The sequence below is a fragment of the Enterococcus sp. DIV1368b genome (assembly GCF_050529595.1).
Taxonomy (GTDB): domain Bacteria; phylum Bacillota; class Bacilli; order Lactobacillales; family Enterococcaceae; genus Enterococcus_B; species Enterococcus_B mundtii.
The window spans coordinates 1,578,530-1,595,055 of the sequence record NZ_CP172883.1 but is presented as its reverse complement, the minus strand read 5'-3'; the positions used below and the strand labels follow the sequence as shown (position 1 = coordinate 1,595,055).

16 protein-coding genes and 1 pseudogene are annotated in these 16,526 nt (G+C 37.3%); 11 read left to right on the top strand and 6 right to left on the bottom strand.

Annotation, left to right across the window (positions count from 1 at the left end; all coding sequences use genetic code 11):
• Positions 1 to 63: 63 nt before the first annotated feature.
• Positions 64 to 264, top strand: coding sequence for a cold-shock protein (locus tag IGJ19_RS07395; protein WP_010735357.1), 201 nt, complete (start codon positions 64 to 66; stop codon positions 262 to 264).
• Between the two features lie 122 nt (positions 265 to 386).
• Here the strand turns inward: IGJ19_RS07395 and IGJ19_RS07390 are convergent, their stop codons facing one another.
• The 6 genes and pseudogenes from IGJ19_RS07390 to IGJ19_RS07365 all read right to left on the bottom strand — a co-directional run bounded on the left by IGJ19_RS07390 (position 387) and on the right by IGJ19_RS07365 (position 4,436).
• Positions 387 to 749, bottom strand: a complete 363-nt coding sequence (locus IGJ19_RS07390) for a TIGR02328 family protein (RefSeq protein WP_071867445.1) — start codon at positions 747 to 749, stop codon at positions 387 to 389.
• A gap of 38 nt (positions 750 to 787) precedes the next feature.
• Positions 788 to 1,021: a helix-turn-helix domain-containing protein gene (locus IGJ19_RS07385; RefSeq protein WP_071867444.1), complete on the bottom strand. Its 234-nt coding sequence runs from the start codon at positions 1,019 to 1,021 to the stop codon at positions 788 to 790.
• A gap of 37 nt (positions 1,022 to 1,058) precedes the next feature.
• Positions 1,059 to 1,319, bottom strand: a complete 261-nt coding sequence (locus IGJ19_RS07380; RefSeq protein WP_071867443.1) for a hypothetical protein — start codon at positions 1,317 to 1,319, stop codon at positions 1,059 to 1,061.
• 88 nt (positions 1,320 to 1,407) lie between these two features.
• A pseudogene (locus IGJ19_RS07375) lies at positions 1,408 to 2,980 on the bottom strand (IS1182 family transposase).
• A gap of 138 nt (positions 2,981 to 3,118) precedes the next feature.
• The gene (locus IGJ19_RS07370) at positions 3,119 to 3,610 is read right to left on the bottom strand and encodes an isochorismatase family cysteine hydrolase (RefSeq protein WP_071867442.1); all 492 of its coding nucleotides are present in this window, start codon (positions 3,608 to 3,610) and stop codon (positions 3,119 to 3,121) included.
• Positions 3,611 to 3,623: 13 nt separating this feature from the next.
• Complete coding sequence (locus IGJ19_RS07365) at positions 3,624 to 4,436, bottom strand: Cof-type HAD-IIB family hydrolase (protein WP_071867441.1); 813 nt, start codon at positions 4,434 to 4,436, stop codon at positions 3,624 to 3,626.
• Positions 4,437 to 4,761: 325 nt separating this feature from the next.
• On the opposite strand from IGJ19_RS07365, the gene IGJ19_RS07360 reads away from it, so the two are divergent.
• The 10 genes from IGJ19_RS07360 to IGJ19_RS07315 all read left to right on the top strand — a co-directional run bounded on the left by IGJ19_RS07360 (position 4,762) and on the right by IGJ19_RS07315 (position 16,413).
• On the top strand, positions 4,762 to 5,619 hold the full coding sequence (locus IGJ19_RS07360; protein ID WP_071867440.1) for a glycosyltransferase family 8 protein: 858 nt from the start codon (positions 4,762 to 4,764) through the stop codon (positions 5,617 to 5,619).
• Positions 5,612 to 6,514: a glycosyltransferase family 8 protein gene (locus IGJ19_RS07355; protein WP_071867439.1), complete on the top strand. Its 903-nt coding sequence runs from the start codon at positions 5,612 to 5,614 to the stop codon at positions 6,512 to 6,514. Before IGJ19_RS07360 ends, IGJ19_RS07355 begins: the two co-directional genes overlap by 8 nt.
• A gap of 44 nt (positions 6,515 to 6,558) precedes the next feature.
• A complete protein-coding gene (locus IGJ19_RS07350) occupies positions 6,559 to 6,909 on the top strand; it encodes an iron-sulfur cluster biosynthesis family protein (RefSeq protein WP_071867438.1) in 351 nt (116 codons plus the stop codon).
• Positions 6,910 to 6,935: 26 nt separating this feature from the next.
• Positions 6,936 to 7,877, top strand: a complete 942-nt coding sequence (locus tag IGJ19_RS07345; protein WP_071867437.1) for a magnesium transporter CorA family protein — start codon at positions 6,936 to 6,938, stop codon at positions 7,875 to 7,877.
• 64 nt (positions 7,878 to 7,941) lie between these two features.
• Entirely contained in the window at positions 7,942 to 8,835 is an 894-nt protein-coding gene (locus tag IGJ19_RS07340) for an SDR family oxidoreductase (RefSeq protein WP_023519734.1), read from the top strand.
• A gap of 30 nt (positions 8,836 to 8,865) precedes the next feature.
• Positions 8,866 to 9,429: an alkaline shock response membrane anchor protein AmaP gene (amaP, locus tag IGJ19_RS07335; protein WP_071867436.1), complete on the top strand. Its 564-nt coding sequence runs from the start codon at positions 8,866 to 8,868 to the stop codon at positions 9,427 to 9,429.
• 12 nt (positions 9,430 to 9,441) lie between these two features.
• Positions 9,442 to 9,630, top strand: a complete 189-nt coding sequence (locus IGJ19_RS07330) for a DUF2273 domain-containing protein (protein ID WP_010735369.1) — start codon at positions 9,442 to 9,444, stop codon at positions 9,628 to 9,630.
• A gap of 11 nt (positions 9,631 to 9,641) precedes the next feature.
• Positions 9,642 to 10,412, top strand: coding sequence for an Asp23/Gls24 family envelope stress response protein (locus IGJ19_RS07325; RefSeq protein ID WP_071867435.1), 771 nt, complete (start codon positions 9,642 to 9,644; stop codon positions 10,410 to 10,412).
• A gap of 90 nt (positions 10,413 to 10,502) precedes the next feature.
• Positions 10,503 to 10,745, top strand: coding sequence for a GlsB/YeaQ/YmgE family stress response membrane protein (locus IGJ19_RS07320; protein ID WP_071867434.1), 243 nt, complete (start codon positions 10,503 to 10,505; stop codon positions 10,743 to 10,745).
• Positions 10,746 to 11,226: 481 nt separating this feature from the next.
• A complete protein-coding gene (locus tag IGJ19_RS07315) occupies positions 11,227 to 16,413 on the top strand; it encodes a putative mucin/carbohydrate-binding domain-containing protein (RefSeq protein WP_430604553.1) in 5,187 nt (1,728 codons plus the stop codon).
• The last annotated feature ends 113 nt before the right edge of the window (positions 16,414 to 16,526 follow it).

Here is a 16,526-nt window from a genome sequence, read left to right as displayed (position 1 = left end):
TTTGCCTATCAAATATTTATTGCACTATAAACGTACGTTGATACGTATCAGGAGGAAATATACATGAATAACGGTACAGTAAAATGGTTTAACGCAGACAAAGGTTTTGGATTTATCACTGGTGAAGATGGAAATGACGTATTCGCTCATTTTTCAGCTATCCAAGGTGACGGTTTCAAAACATTAGACGAAGGTCAAGCTGTGACTTTTGATGTTGAAGATGGACAACGTGGCCCTCAAGCAATCAACATCGTTAAAGCATAATCAAACGATTGATATCTTACTGCTCTTTCTTATGAAAGAGCAGTTTTTTTGTGTCTAATTTCAATAAAAGCCTCTCGATTCAGTAATCGAGAGGTTTGATAGAGCCATGAGTTATTACTTGTTTATAAGATGATCCCTTTCTGTTCTAAGTTTGCCACGCATTCGGCTAAGTAGATCTGATCATGTTCTGGATAAAGGGGTGAGGTCCATTCGATAGGGGAAAGGGTAGGATAAGGTTCGCAGATCTTCCCACGATACAAGGGATCAAACCATTCTTCACCAGGTTTATAATTCTGTTTCTTCATTTCTTCCATTACTAACAAATGATATTGAAATAATTTATAAGGCGAATGTGTAAAAACGTAATCGACAGTTGCATGTTTTCGTCCCCAACCATTGCCTCTCAGAGCACAACATTCGCGATGTTGTCCTAATAATTGTTGGCGTGGAAGTGATTGCAAGAGGCTTTGATGCCATAAGCGCATATAAGATTTCCTTCTTTCTAAAACAGTGAATTGAGTGTTTAGGATGCTTCCGTTCGACCAATCAAATAATCGATGGTCGTGTCGTAAAAATCTGCGATAAAGATTAATTCGATAATACTAGGTATATTTTTTCCATCTTCATAGCTTTTATATGTCTCAATCGGTAAGTTCACTTTTTCAGCAACCTGTGGTGTAGTTAAATGCTTTTTATCTTTGAGGAAGTTTAAACGGCAATGCAGTGTATCCAGTAAAATCGCTTCTTCAATGGTCATTTTACCTCACCTTTCTCTAAATAATTATCTATGAGAGTTAACGTTTATTTTTTCTGTTTAGATAAAATAAATACCCAATGACAAAGAGTATGGAGAAAATGAACCCAACTAAATTAAACGTGAAGATCTGGAAGGGTTCGAAAAACTGATAATTTAATACTTTGTACATAAAATAGATCGCAGGAAAACTAGCCAAAGCGATTTTTTTTCGTTCTTTTGTCCATTTGATAAATGAAAAAACGATCGGTACAAAGATAAAAACAGGAAAAATAAAAGCAAGTCGGCTCAATTCCAGCATAATAAATAAACTCCCATAGCTATATTTTATTCGTGCATAAATTGTGTTTTGAGTTATTCTATTTGAGAATATACTAGATTTATATTCACTAAATAAAAGATAGCATGTTATACGATTCTGAACAAATATTTCGATAAAAAACATGATTTTTCTGTAGACGTATCATTTGAAAAAAATAAAAAAAGGTGGAACCTTCATTCCACCTTTCAGATTGTAGACAAACCTTATGTAAAAATGAGGTTTGTCTTTTTTATATGTATGTTTTCAATAATTAAAGAGAAATAGCTTTGTTTTTCTAAAGAAAAACACTCCTTTCTTGCTCTGCCCTTTTTGATTTTTACTAATTTTTTCATATTTAGGCAGGCAAAAGTAAGCCCAATTTTCATGTGCATTTTTTCAATTCCTATTTGATTCGTATAACGTAATCCGTGAAATTCTTTTGCTGTACCAAAAATTCGTTCAATTGTTTCTTTTCTTTTTCTGTATAGGTCTTTAAAATTTCTTTGGTGACGTATTTCCTCACATCGTTCGATTGCTTTCGCCCAAATATGTCTGGTGATTACTTTTGTATGATTTTTTGAATTTGTACAAGTAGATAGAACAGGACAATTTTTACATTCTTCTGGATTACTTTTGTATTCTAAATATCCTTTTCGATTCGTTGTCGAATAAGTGAGGATCTTATCATTAGGACAGATATAACAATCATAATATTCATCGTAGGCATAGTCGTTCTTCTTGAAATAACCCGCTTTCGTCATGGGTCGCTTATAAGGGAAAACAGGCGTCAGCTTCTCTTCGAGAAGTAATTGAGCGATTGCTGGCGTTTTATACCCAGCATCCATAATCAATTTATCTAGAGTAAAAGCTCCTTTGAGCTTTCTAAATAAAGTAATAAACGTACGACTATCATGTAAGTTTCCTGGGTGGGTCGTATAGCCTAGTATCCAGCCGTTTTTATCACATGCTACTTGTGCGCTATAAGCAAAAACTTCTTTATGCTCACCTTTATGAAACCAACCACTTTCGGGATCAGTCGTACTTGTTTTTTTCATAGCTATTTTAGTTTCTGCGTTTGTTTCTTTTAAGGGCTTTTTTAGGCGTTTTTCTCGATCTTTTTCAATTTCTTTTGTCAATTTTTCCGTATAAAAGAAGGCTTGATCCATCACTTCGACGGATTCTTTCTTGTTTCGATTCGCATGTGCTTTAATATGCGTCCCATCAATAAAAACTTCAGAGGTATCAACGATTCCTTCCATCATACATTGTGCTAAAATCTCATAAAAGATTTGTTCAAATGTAGTGGTTCCTTTGAACCGTCTCGTATAGTTTTTACCAAATGTAGAAAAATGAGGAACTGCATCTTCTAAACCTAACCCCAAAAACCATCGATAAGCGTTGTTCACTTCAATTTCTTTGATGGTTTGTCTCATGCTTTTAATACCAAAAAAATATTGAATCATCGGTAATTTAATTAGAAGAACGGGATCTAAGCTTGGCCGTCCTTGGGTTTCATCATATTTATCTTTTACCAAATCGTAAATAAAAGAAAAATCAATAAACTGATCCATTTGTCGTAATAAATGGTCTTGGGGAACTAAGTCTTCAAGAGCAAAAAAGCCCATCTGTGCACGCTTACTCATATCTTGTTTTGAGAGCATCGGGTTACACCTCCAATTCATAGTTTTATTTTAACGTATAAAAAAAGACAAAGCACTATAAATAAGTACTTTGTCTACAATCTGAAAGGTGGAACCTTCATTCCACCTTTTTTATGCTTTTCGATTGGTTTCGACCATTTACTCTTTAACATAAACATTAAAGTCTTTTAGAAGTTTAAGTGCTTGTGGCTCATGATTACGACTGCTGACTAGTGACGAATCAATGATAAAGTCAGCTTCTGGAAAGGCGCTTTGTAAAGCAATCGTGTTGGATAAGACACACAAATTAGTTTCGATCCCAACTACTTCAATTGTTTTTTGTTCTTCTTTACGTTCAAAAAGTGAATGTTTGATCTCTGTTAATATTTCTGGAGGCAGAGTGAAGTAGTATTTTTTGATTTCACGCTCATCTGATAGAGGGGAGAGAGCGGGAATGATTTTAAGATCTTCACTCTCTGCCTCATCTTTCCGTTCGATAGGGATATCTCGAGTGAATAGTACGTATTCATTCGCTGCACGTGCTTGGTTTAAGCGTGTGTTTACACGTTCAACTAATGCTTCACCATCTTCTAAATAAAATTCACTAGTTGGATCTAAAATATGATTTTGCATATCGATAACCACTAACATCTATCATCTCTCCTTATAAAAAGTGATCATTCAAAAAGTTTGCGACACCGGCTTCGTCATTAGTTTCTGTCACTTCATCTGCTAAATCCTTCACATGTTCTTGCGCATTGCCCATAGCCACGCTTAATCCACTGAACTCAAGCATTGCCAAATCATTTTCTTGATCACCAAACGCCATGACGTCTTCTGAAGATAAACCTAAGTACTCAGTTAGGAATAAGAGAGAGTGTGCCTTTGTAATATTTCTAGGAGTGATTTCCAGGAAATGTGGGTCTGAAAAGACAGAATCAATTCCTTCTTTCTCCAACTCTACTTGGATTTTTTTTAGTTTTTCCTCATTTTTATCCGTCAGTGCCAGTTTCAAATAGCTCAATGAAGGATCGTCCAACTGTGCTGTGATCTCATCGAAAGAATGATTTTGCAAGTTAAAGTGTTGATAATAAGGGTCGTCTTTTACTAAGGCATTTTCGTTAAAAGTGATTTGGTCATCTTGTGTTTCTCGGCTTGCGATGATCGATATTTTTGCTTCTTTTGCTAAATAAAAGGCCTTTTTTAGTATAGGTACTTCAATTTTTGAGCGTCTTAATACATGATCGATCTTGCCGTCTTTCATTTCCGAAATTAATGCACCGTTAGAAGAAATCAAATAGCCACTAACTCCTAATTGTGCAAAGACATCCTTTGCAGATATACTATTTCTTCCTGTAGCGATCGTTACGATTCCTCCATTAGAGGAGAATGCTTTTAATGCTCGAATATTTTCTTGTGGGACAACTCCTTGGGAATCAAGCAAGGTCCCGTCTAGATCGATTGCTGCTAATTTCATCTTTTTACGCTCCCTTAGTCTTTTTTCTTTCACCAATAGCTTAAATGAGAAACTTCTAAAATAAAAATAAAATGCTTTAACTCTTTGAATTTTTTCAAAAAAGATTTTTCATAAAGGATGAAAAGAATATTAGTAAGTAAATGGTTAAGACCGCTGTATAAAAAAGCATAACAATCTTAATGTTTTCGTTTTCATTTTCATAAAAAAGGTCAAATTTAGGGTAATATTCATAAAAAACAAAGCATATCTTTTGCTTTCAGGAAAAAGTAGGCATATTGTAGATGTAGAACAGGTTAGAAAAAGATTAAAAAAAGGAGTGATTTTGATGGAGATTAAGTATGGGACTGTACCGGTTGTGACTGCTTCAGATGAAAATTATGCTCCTTATCTAAGCGTAATGATTGCAACGGCACTGGAAAATGCGAATAAGATGAGACATATATATTTTTATGTGATTGATGATGGCCTATCAGAATATAGTAAAGAAGGATTGCGTCAGACAGTTGCACAACACTCAGAACATGCAAGCATCCAATTCTTGACAGTGGAGAAAGATGTATATGAAGATTTCTTAGTCAGTGACCACATTACAACAACTGCGTATTTACGAATTTCTCTACCTAAGATCTTAGCAAAATACAATTATAAAAAAGTGTTGTATCTAGATGCAGATGTTTTAGTATTAGATGATATCGTTGCATTATATGATGAATCATTGAACGGTAAAACAATTGGGGCAGTAATTGATCCAGGACAAACGAAAGCGTTGAAGCGCCTAGGGATCGATTCAGAAGAATATTATTTTAACTCAGGTGTTATGGTGATCGATATTGATCAATGGATTGAAAAAGACATTACAGATAAAACGATCCAATTCCTAAAAGAAAATGGTGATCAGATTATCTATCATGACCAAGACGCATTGAATGGTGTCTTATATGGAGATTGGGAACAACTTCATCCAAAATGGAACATGCAATGTTCGTTGATTTTTGAACGCCACCCAGCTCCAGATAAAAAATATGAAGAGTTATATAAGAGTGGGAATGAAGCTCCTTCAATCGTTCATTTCACAGGGCATGATAAACCTTGGAATACATTGGAGGATCATCCTTATACACAAATCTATCTAAAAAATCTAGCGCATAGCGTATTAATGAAAGTAGGCGAGGTAAATGAATAGAAGAAAAGAAGTAGCAGTTGTCTCTAGTTGTAATACAAAATTTGTGCCTCATCTAGCAGCACTGTTCGTGTCGATTTTAGAAAATAGTGACCCAAAAGTGTTTGTACGATTCTATGTGGTTGATGATGATATTGAATTAGAAAGTAAAAATCTTTTACGTTATTCAGTGAAGAATTCACGAATGAATACAGATGTAGAATTTTTGAAAATCAATAAAAAATTCTTCAAAAACTTAGTAACAAGTGATCGTATTCCTGAAACAGCATACTATCGTATTGCAATCCCTGAGTTGTTTAGAGGGAAAAATGTGGAACGTGTCCTTTATATGGATTGTGACATGATCGCGTTGAACGATGTCAGCAAACTATGGGATTTAGAGTTTAACGGCGCAGTCATGGCAGCAGTTGAAGATGCTGGTTTCCACCAACGTCTTGAAAAAATGGAGATCGAAGCAGACTCAATGCGTTACTTTAACTCAGGCTTGATGCTGATCAATGTTGAAAAATGGTTAGAACAAAATATCACGAAAAAAGTTCTTAACTTCATTGAAGAAAATCCAGAAAAACTTCGATTCCATGACCAAGATGCATTGAATGCTATCTTACACGATCGTTGGATTGCTTTGCATCCAAAATGGAATGCACAAGGTTACATCATGGCGAAAGCAAAACAACATCCAACAGCTGAAGGAGAAAAAGAGTACGAAGAAGCACGTCGTAAGCCTTATATCATCCATTACTCTGGACACATCAAACCATGGAGTGAAGATTTTAAAGGTGCTAGTAAAAAATACTATGAAAAGTATGCAAATATGACCGCTTTTCGTTGTGTTAAATCATTCCCTAAATATCCAATGTACGCTCGTGTTAAACGAAATACAGAATTGAGTCATTGATCGATAATAGAAAAACTTACTATTATATAGAGGAGATGATCGATATGGAAATCACGCTGACAAGAAATGCGATGGACATCTTGAAGGAAAAAGCAGGCGAACAATCAAAATTAGCACTTGCATTGATCAATAGTAAAGATCCTTTTCTTAGAGACAAAGGAGCTTGTGCGAAAGGTAGCTTTTTCCAAATTATCCCTTTTGTTACTGAATTTGGACTATATGTCACAAAAATCAATCATCCTTCGCTAGAAATCTATACATCACAGAGTGAACAATGCTATTTAGGCAAATATTTGACGATGGATTATGATCATGTATTGAACAGTTTCTCATTAGAAAATGAGATTGCTGTACTAGATCATAATATCAAACTAACTAATTGTTTCTTTAGTTGAGTGCATACTGGAAAGGACGATTCACCATGCTGGAATATTACTTGATTGATGAAAACAAGAAAGTAATAGCCGCAGATGAAGAACATTTTAATTGGCTTGTTATTGATACGAGCGATACTGAGGAAATCGAACAGGTTACTCGAACCTACCAGCTTCCTGAAGATATTTTTGTCGGTATGACTTATCCAGAAGAGGTCTCACGGCTTGAACATCTATCAGGAACAAGTTTGAACAACCCGATTTCCTTAGTACTGCTCAACCTTTCAAGTGAAAAAGAAAAAATCGAACGTCGCCTGACGCCATTGTCGTTCGTCATATCAAATGACTTATTGATTACTTGTCGGGACGAAAAAACCAATTTTATCGATCGGCTGATTGAACATCATGGTAATAAAATCGATTCTTTCGAAAAAGTGATTGTTTATGCGGCATTAGATATCTATACCCATTTTGTCAAAGAACTTCGTGAAATGAAAACGCGTATTGATGCGTTAGATCAAGAAGCTCGAAAAACGACAGAAAATGAAGAGCTGTACAAGCAAGCTGATTTAGAAAGAGACATTGTTTACATCGATCATACGTTGCGGGATCAAAAAGAGACAATGGAACTATTGTGGGAAACACCTGAATTCAAAGAACGTGTCAATGACGAACAGCTTCTTTATGACGTTCGTTTAAGGCAACGCCAAACAGAGAAGATGATTCTGATTTATCGCGATCTGTTAGAAAGTATCGGCGATCTGTTCAATGGAATGATGGACAACAATTTGAATCATCTGATGAAATATCTGGATTCTACCGCATTGATCATCTCTGTACCTGCGATGATCGCTGGTATTTGGGGAATGAATACCGGTGGATTACCAGGAGAAGATTCAGCAACTGGTTTTCTCTTAGTATTAGGAGGATCAATCCTTGCGGCGGCTGCGCTAGGGTATCATTTATTTAGAAAAGATTACACAAAATAATTAATATGGGCTTTTATGCCCAAATTTATAACGTCAGTTATGACTAAAAATTAGGAGGATCAACATGACAGAACCAAATTTAATCGACCCAAGAAAACTATACCACACAGAAGAATTTCCAAAACAGGATCAAGAAACTCCGGCTTTGCAAAAGGATATGAAACCAGTGCCTGATTGCGGTGAAGAAAGTTATAAAGGTACGGAGCAATTAGCAAATCGACGTGTCTTGATCACAGGTGCAGACTCTGGTATTGGACGTGCCGCTGCCATTGCCTTTGCACGAGAAGGCGCAGATGTAGCCATTCAATTTTTCCCAGGTGAGGAAGAAGACGCGCAACAAGTAGCCCATTATATCGAGGAAGCTGGACGTAAAGCATTACTATTACCTTATGATTTGCGAGATGAAGCTGCACCAAAAGAAATCATCCAAAAAACAGTGGATGCATTTGGTGGATTAGACACACTTGTTCTGAATGCGGCGCAACAAATTTCGTCTCCTTCAATTGCAGAAATCCCATTAGAACAAGTAAAAGATACTTTCGCTGTAAATATCATCGCAATGTTTGCACTTGTGAAAGAAGCAATTCCACATATTCCAGCAGGAGGAGCAATCCTTACAACGACTTCTGTCCAAGCATTCAATCCAAGTGAACACTTGTTAGATTATGCAGCAACTAAAGCTTCGATTGCAAACTTCACCATTGGTTTAGCAAAACAATTAGCGCCAAAAGGAATTCGTGTCAACGGCGTAGCACCAGGACCAATTTGGACACCATTACAACTAGATGCAGGTCAACCAAAAGAAGATCTACCTGAGTTTGGTCAACAAGCATTGTTGGAACGTGCAGGTCAACCAGCTGAGTTAGCACCTGTTTATGTCTTTCTTGCATCCAACAAAGCAAGCTATGTCACAGCACAGATTTACGGTATCACTGGTGGAGAAGCTATCAATCTATAATCAGTGACTAGAAGCTAGGAGGGCGAGAAAATGAACAAAGGAGCCAAAACGATAGGAGCGATCTTACTGATCCTTCTGCTGTCTGTTTTAATATTTGCAATGTTGCTAAGCTCAGTGTATCCATTGCCGTTTAAGTTAGAAGAATTTCGCTTTTTATCATTAACTAACTTTTACGTACAACAATATGTCTTTTGGGTAACCGCAGCGTTTGCTGTGTTGACGTTGATATTGATTCTAGTCTTATTATTCTACCCAAAAACTTACCGGTCATTCTTATTAAAAAAAGGTGATGGAGAGTTAACATTAGATAAAAAAGCAATCGAAGGAATGGTTCGTTCACGATTGACGAAAGAAGACTTTGTTTCTTCCCCAAAAGTAACGATCAAAGCAACAAAAAATAAAATTGACGTAAAAGTAAAAGGCGAGTTGAAACGTACGTCATCATTAATCGGTAAAACAGGAGCACTAATGACAGACATTGAGCGCGATGTAAAACAAATCATCGGCACAGATGAACCAGTGAATGTCCTGATCAATTATACCGGTTTTGATTCACCACAATCAAAAAGAGTTGAACACTCACGAGTACAGTAAGGGGGAGAGAAAATGAACGAGATCTTTTCGACATACAAGCTCCCAATTATTTGTGGCGCGCTTGGATTGATATTAGCTATTTTGCTAGTAGCTGTCGGATTTTTTAAAACATTGCTGATCGTGATTATGGTTGCACTTGGCGTAGCCATCGGCATGTATTTAAAAAGAACCGGAATTTTAGAACATTACTTTAAATCTTAGGAGGCTTTACCATGGAAAACAATCATACAAATACAAACGGAAATACACCGAAATCAGCACATCCAGATCCAACAACGCCAAATCAAGCGCAAGGGATCAAGGATGAAAAAAATAAAACAGCACCGGTATCTGCACATCCAGATCCAGTGGTGCCACATGTAGAAGAAAAAGTAGCGCATGATCAAAAAGAACACCATGATCATCCACATCATGAAGCAAAAAATCCAGGTGTGCATACTCCAACTCATGAGGCAAGTAAACAGACAAACGAAGTGAAGGGCAGTGAAGAATCAATGAATGGTGAAGTAACTTATGATGACAAAGTCATTCAAAAAATTATTGCGATCGCATTAGAACGTATCGACGGACTATTAACAGTAGATGGAGGCTTTTTCTCAAATGTTGCTGGTAAATTAGTCAATACGGACAATGAAACAGCAGGAATCGAAACAGAAGTTGGAAAAAAACAAGTGGCTGTTGATATGTCGATTGTCGTTGAATATGGCAAGGACATTGAAGATATCTTTAAACAAATGAAAGAGATCATCAGTGAAGAAGTAGCGAATATGACACATTTAGATGTCATCGAAGTGAATGTCAATGTCACAGATATCAAATCAAAAGAAGAATTTGAACAAGACCAAGTCACTGTTCAAGATAAAGTGACAGATGCTGCAAAAGCAACTGGAGAATTTGCGTCAGAACAAACAGACAAAGCAAAACATGCAGCAAACAAAGGAACGGAAAAAGTAAAAGAAAATAACGAACCAAGAGTACAATAAAGTATCTTGGTGAGTCAAAAAAACTTTTAATTAAAATAAATAAGATGTCGCATTGAAAAAATCGGCTAGACACTATAGGAGGAAATACAGATGGGTTTTATTTGGTCATTAATCGTAGGTGGAGTTATCGGAGCAATTGCAGGAGCAATCACAAATAAGGGTTCTTCAATGGGGATCATTGCAAACGTCATTGCAGGACTTGTTGGTTCAGCAATCGGGCAAGCAGTGCTAGGATCATGGGGACCAGTAATTGGTGGTATGGCAATCGTTCCTTCATTGATCGGTGCGATCGTCTTAGTATTGATCGTGTCATTCTTTGCACGTAAATTATAAGAATAAAGAAGAAATTTGCGATGAATGCAAAAATTCTTCTACTTTGAAATAATCGGTAACATTCAATTAACAGTTATTTGATTGAAGGATCTTTACAAGTTGACTTGTTCAACGAAGTAAAGATCCTTCTTTTTTGTTGTCATTTCGGCGTTTTAGCAAGTAGATAAGCAAAAGATTATTTTCTCACAAAAAACCTCCTTTCAATTACTCCCAATCGAAAGGGAAAAAATGGCGTTACACAAGATGAGGATGACCGATAAGCTTGAATAAGTAAAGCTTTTCGATGCTTTTCTAAATGATTTGAAAAAGGAGTGAATAGTAAAAAGACGATTAAGAAACGGAAAATACATAACGTTTTTAATAAAAGAGTCATTTGAGATACTACGAACATCCTTTGAAGGTAAAATAAATGACTACCAACAGAGAATGAAACAGACGAAATGTTTTTTCTCTTGTTGTTTGAGAATAGGGAGGTAATGATTTGAGAACAAGAAAAAAACTGTTGAACAGTGCTTTGATCCTAGGATTGACTTTAGGTAATCTTAATGGCACAGTTGTTCAGGCAGTGACTGCATTCAATAATTTAGGAATGAGTCAAAATAGACAAGTTAGTAATAGGCAAAAAAATGATGACTCTGACAAGGCGATAGAAAACACTGAAGATAATAAAAAGGTAAATAAAAACGCCAGTAGAACAACAGATAGTACATCAAATAAAGAAGAAACAAATTCTCGCACGGTATCAGAGAAAGAATCAAAAGAAGAACAAGAACGAATTTTGGAACGATTATTAAATCCTAGATATGCGATAGACGTTCCAGATAGTATCCTAGTTGCTCCTAGTACCAATTCAATTCGTTTAGGTGAGTTTTTAGTTAATGAGATGCAAAAAGGGATCAATGAACAATTCAATACAGACAATGATAATTTAAGTGTTAATGACACAATGATATTTAGAAACGTGACACCTATTTTTTATTATTCCTCTAGTGTGAGTACACCAGGAGTAACAATCAATAATCTGAGCCCATTAAGGGCGAATGGGGATTCTGCACCAAGAAGAGTTTTCAGGATCAACGCCATTTCACGTAGTGGAAATTGGCGAATGGAAATCACCCCTACAGAAAGTTCTACAGCTCAAAATTTGAATATTGGAGAAATAAATGTTGTATTCACTCGTCTAAGAGTAGCTCCACCTCAAGAAGAAATATTTGATGTAGAGAGATTTCCGTATTCTTATTATTGGTATATTGAACCCTGGAATGAAGCTTGGAGTACGGTAAGAATTGCGACGGAGTTTAAATTTGATTTTTCAACTACGAATATTGGTGATCTACGTGCGAATGTCAAGCCAGGTACACATACACTTAGCCATGGGGAGACAGTTCCCGATCCTGAAAGCTATGTAAACGTAGTGAATTCTCGTGGAGATGTCAGTTACCGATGGTTAACGGAACCAGATACGAACAGAATAGGTAAGCAACAAGTACGCATAGAAGTCAGGGATCAAACTGGCAGACCTCCAGTAATCGTGACTTTTGATATGGAAGTCCTACCATTGATTACTACAAAAGAAGATCAAATACAAGTTTATCAAAATGATCCAGTACCAGCTTTGGATGAACTTTTTGACGTCAATTATCAAGGTTCCTATCAATTGTCATGGATTACTCCGACGAGTACAGCGACCCCAGGTTCCTTCGTATGGCAAGCGCGAGTTCGTACACAAGATGGCAGAGAAGCAACCGCTTCTGTGAATGCTGAAGTAATACCAGACCAAGGAATAATGATTGAGTTACATCCAATCAGAGCTCAACAGCTAGGTAATACAAGATCTTTATTGAATAGTAATGCATTCAGAGATTTAATCAAATCTGCATCTTTTAGAGGAACACCACTAGATATCGATTCTCTTAGATTGGTTGCTTCAGAATCATTTGAGCCAGATTATCAAACAGTTGGTGAACATCAATTAAGATTAACTGTTGAAGGACAACGACCAGACGTAAACGTGAGAACCACAGGAACAATTGAAACTACTGTTAACGTGCGTTGGGATAACACAATTTTGATGAGATCGATCAACGGTCAATCAGCTGGGGCATTTTCATTATTATTAAGTAATTCAGATTCTAATAATATTCCCCTAAGAATTACTAATGGCTTAGCAACAGACATGGACGCTTCTGTAGGACGATTAACTTCTCCTTTTTCTACATACTATTCGATCCAAATTATGCGTAATAACAATGTAATCTACAATCAAGAGATGTCGAATCGTACGACTCTACAACAAATCATGGATCAATTTGGTAACACAGACAATATTTTCAATGTCCAATTGGGCGATGTAATTCGTATCCATCATCCGGAACGAACAGCCAACAGCTCAGTTTTGATGATGAATGAAGAAGAGCATGATTTTACCTATGACACAGAATATGCATACTACGAAGTCACCTCTTCTGGTTTTAGACCTGCTCCGGTCATGGAAGCGCAAGCTTCACAAAAAAACTTTGCTTTAGGTGAAAACACCTCCAACATTGATCCTAGCTCATTGATCGATAATGTGACGATCAATGGTCGAAGAATTGATAATAGCCAATATACAGTAGAATCACTGATTGATTTTGACACGAGTACGATCGGCACACGTAATATGCGTCTAAGACTAAATATGAATGATGGTCTTGCCTCGAATGAAATGGAAGTAGAATACGGTGTGAATTGGGGCCATACTTTTGTGTTAAGAGGATTGAATGAAGCAACGGTTGGTGCGTTTAGTTTGCTTAAAGAAGACGGACAATTGGCACTCCATGCATCTCAAGGCGTAAGTGGTACGAACCTTGCCAATCCAGTCAACAATCACTTTGGTCGCGATACGTATTATTCGATCGAGATCATGGGAGGAACTAGCTCGAATTTTACATATGAAGTAGCAGGTAACTCCTCGATCCGAGATGCGATCAATGGCTTCAATAATGGACAGCCTTTATCAGTGGAAAAAGGCAATGTGATCAAAGTTTACCATGCAGATCCTCAAGGTGCTTCGCAAGGGCGAAACTTGCTCATGCAAGACGAATTAGTTCGTGATTACACGATTGGTTCAAATTATGCTTATTACGAAGTGACAGATAATGGGTTAGAACCAATTATTACCGTGGCTGCAGAATCTTCACCACAAGAATTTACTTTAGGCGATAGTACAGCAGGCATCAATGGAGCAAATCTGATCGATCATATCACAGTCAATGGGGTCGAATTAGCACCGAGTCTATATACAGTGACTCAATTAGAAGAATTTGATACATCCACTGCTGGTAAGAAAGATTTACGCATCCAATTTGAAACAAGAGATGGATTAGTTTCAAAAGAAATCACTGTCCCTTATGAAGTCAAGTGGGGGAATACGATTGTGATGCGTTCAGCCAATGGCGGTGCGGCAGGAGCTTTCTCTTTAAGACCAGGAAGTAATAATTCGGTGCGTCAGTTAACGATGTTCCCGGGGATTGATTCACCGTTAAATGAGCAGTTGAGTCCAAACTCTTCCTTGTATTACTCAATGGAGATCATTCGTGGCGATCGTACAATTTATTCTCAAGATATGCCAGGACGAGCAACGCTACAACAAGTGATGGATAATTTTGGAACCAATCGCGCGGTAACCGTTCAATTTGGAGATATCATCAAAATTTATCATCCGCAACGTTCAGAAGGAAGTTCAGTGTTATTCGTTAATGAGGAAGAAAAAGACTTTACTCACAATTCTTCTTATGCCTACTATGAGGTAACCGCATACGGATTTGAACCAATGGCAGTAATGGATGCTCATACAGCAAATAAGGAACTTGTTTTAGCGCAAGATACAACCAACTTTGAATTGGAAGAATTATTAGATAGCGTGACGATCAATGGAGAACCTGTGGCAGAAGATACCTATACGATCGAGCGCTTATCTGATTTCGATACTTCAACCATTGGTAAACGAGAAGTTCGTTTGAGAATGGCTATGAAGGACGGTCTAGCCTCCGTGGAGCTGGAGATTCCTTATGAAGTGAAGTGGGGTAGTACGTTCTTATTGAAGGGCTTAGAAAATGCAACAGTTGGGGCATTCAGTATCGTCGAGCAAGATGGGCTATCAAAAATCCACGCCACTCAAGGCGAGGAAGGAACGATTTTAAACAATGCGGTGAATAATGTTTTTGGTCGTGATACGTATTATCGAATCGAAATTTTAGCTGATCCAGAGCAGCCAGAAAGTCGCCTGTTTCCTGATAATATCAAATACAGCTATGAAGTGACAGGACATATGACGATCAGACAAGCAATCCAAGGCTTTAATAATGGGCAACCGTTAGAAGTAAATGAAGGGGATATTTTCAAAGTTTATCATGCGGAAACAGAAAATCGTAACTTGTTGATGCGTGATAACTTGGTCAGAAACTTTACGGCGGGATCTAATTATGCCCATTACCGAATCCAAAACGGTGAGTTTGAACCAATCACTATGATCCATGCAGAAAAACAAAATCAAAGCTTGGTTTTAGGTGAAGATGCAAGTGAATTGGATGCAACAAAGCTGATCAATGAAGTCCGCTTTAACGGACACCAATTATCTAGTTCGTTATATAATGTGGAACAAATTGATGCGTTCGATACACAAACAGCTGGTCAAAAATCAGTGACCGTTCGTGTATCCACAGCAGATGGTGTAACCGCAACAGATATTGAAGTGCCTTATGAAGTCAAATGGGGTAGCACGATCCATTTAAAGAATCGTCAAAATGAGACAGTAGGTTCATTTGGTTTAGTGAAAAGTGGTCGCCAAATCGAGATTCAATCCATTCAAGGTTCGGATCGTACGATTTTAAATAATCGAGTAACGCAAGTGGACGACAATAATGTGTATTATGGAATCGAAATCATCGGCCAAGATGGACGGTCGAAATATCAATATGAAGTTCGTGGAACACAAACGATCCAACAAGCTATTTCACGGTTCAATAGTGGAAGTGCCTTTCCAGTAGTTGAAGGAGATGTTGTCAAGGTCTTCCACCAAGATGCGAACAACAATATCTTGATGCATGAAGAACAAGAAAGAAACTTCACTTATGGAGGACAGTTTGCTGTTTATAATGTGACAGAATATGGCTTTGAGCCAACAGGGGAGTTAGATGTTCGAACACGAGTAGCTTCTATTGCGATTGGCACAGAAAGAGTCGATCCGAAATCTATGGTTGAAACAGTAAGAGTAAATGGTCGCGAAATTCCAGCCAATTCTTATACGGTTCAGTTACAAGAAGATTCACAAATCGATACATCTGCACTTGGAAGTAACAATGTCGTTGGTTTAGACATCCAAGTCAATGAAGCACATGGTGGTTTTACAACAAGTGCTGAAGGAAGATACTCAGTGGTTGAACAAGGTGCAGAAGATACTCCAGGTGCTGCTGGTGAAGAGGGGACTGGAAGTGATACCGGCGAGAACGGAGAAAGTGGACCTAATGACGGAAGTGATCAAGAAGCAACAGGCAACTTACCACAAACAAATGCCACTAGAAACACGCTTCTCTCTGTATTGGGTACCATATTACTGACATTGGTTGGCGGCATCTTCTTTTGGAAAAAACGATCTACTGACGAGGTGGAAGAAGAGTCAAATGAATAAAACAACTTTTTATCCACTTTTTATCCATTGGAGAAAAAATAGTTTTTAGAGAAGAAAAAAGACCACTAAAATTAAATAAGGGAAACACTCAAAGGAGGGGAGACCCAAATTTG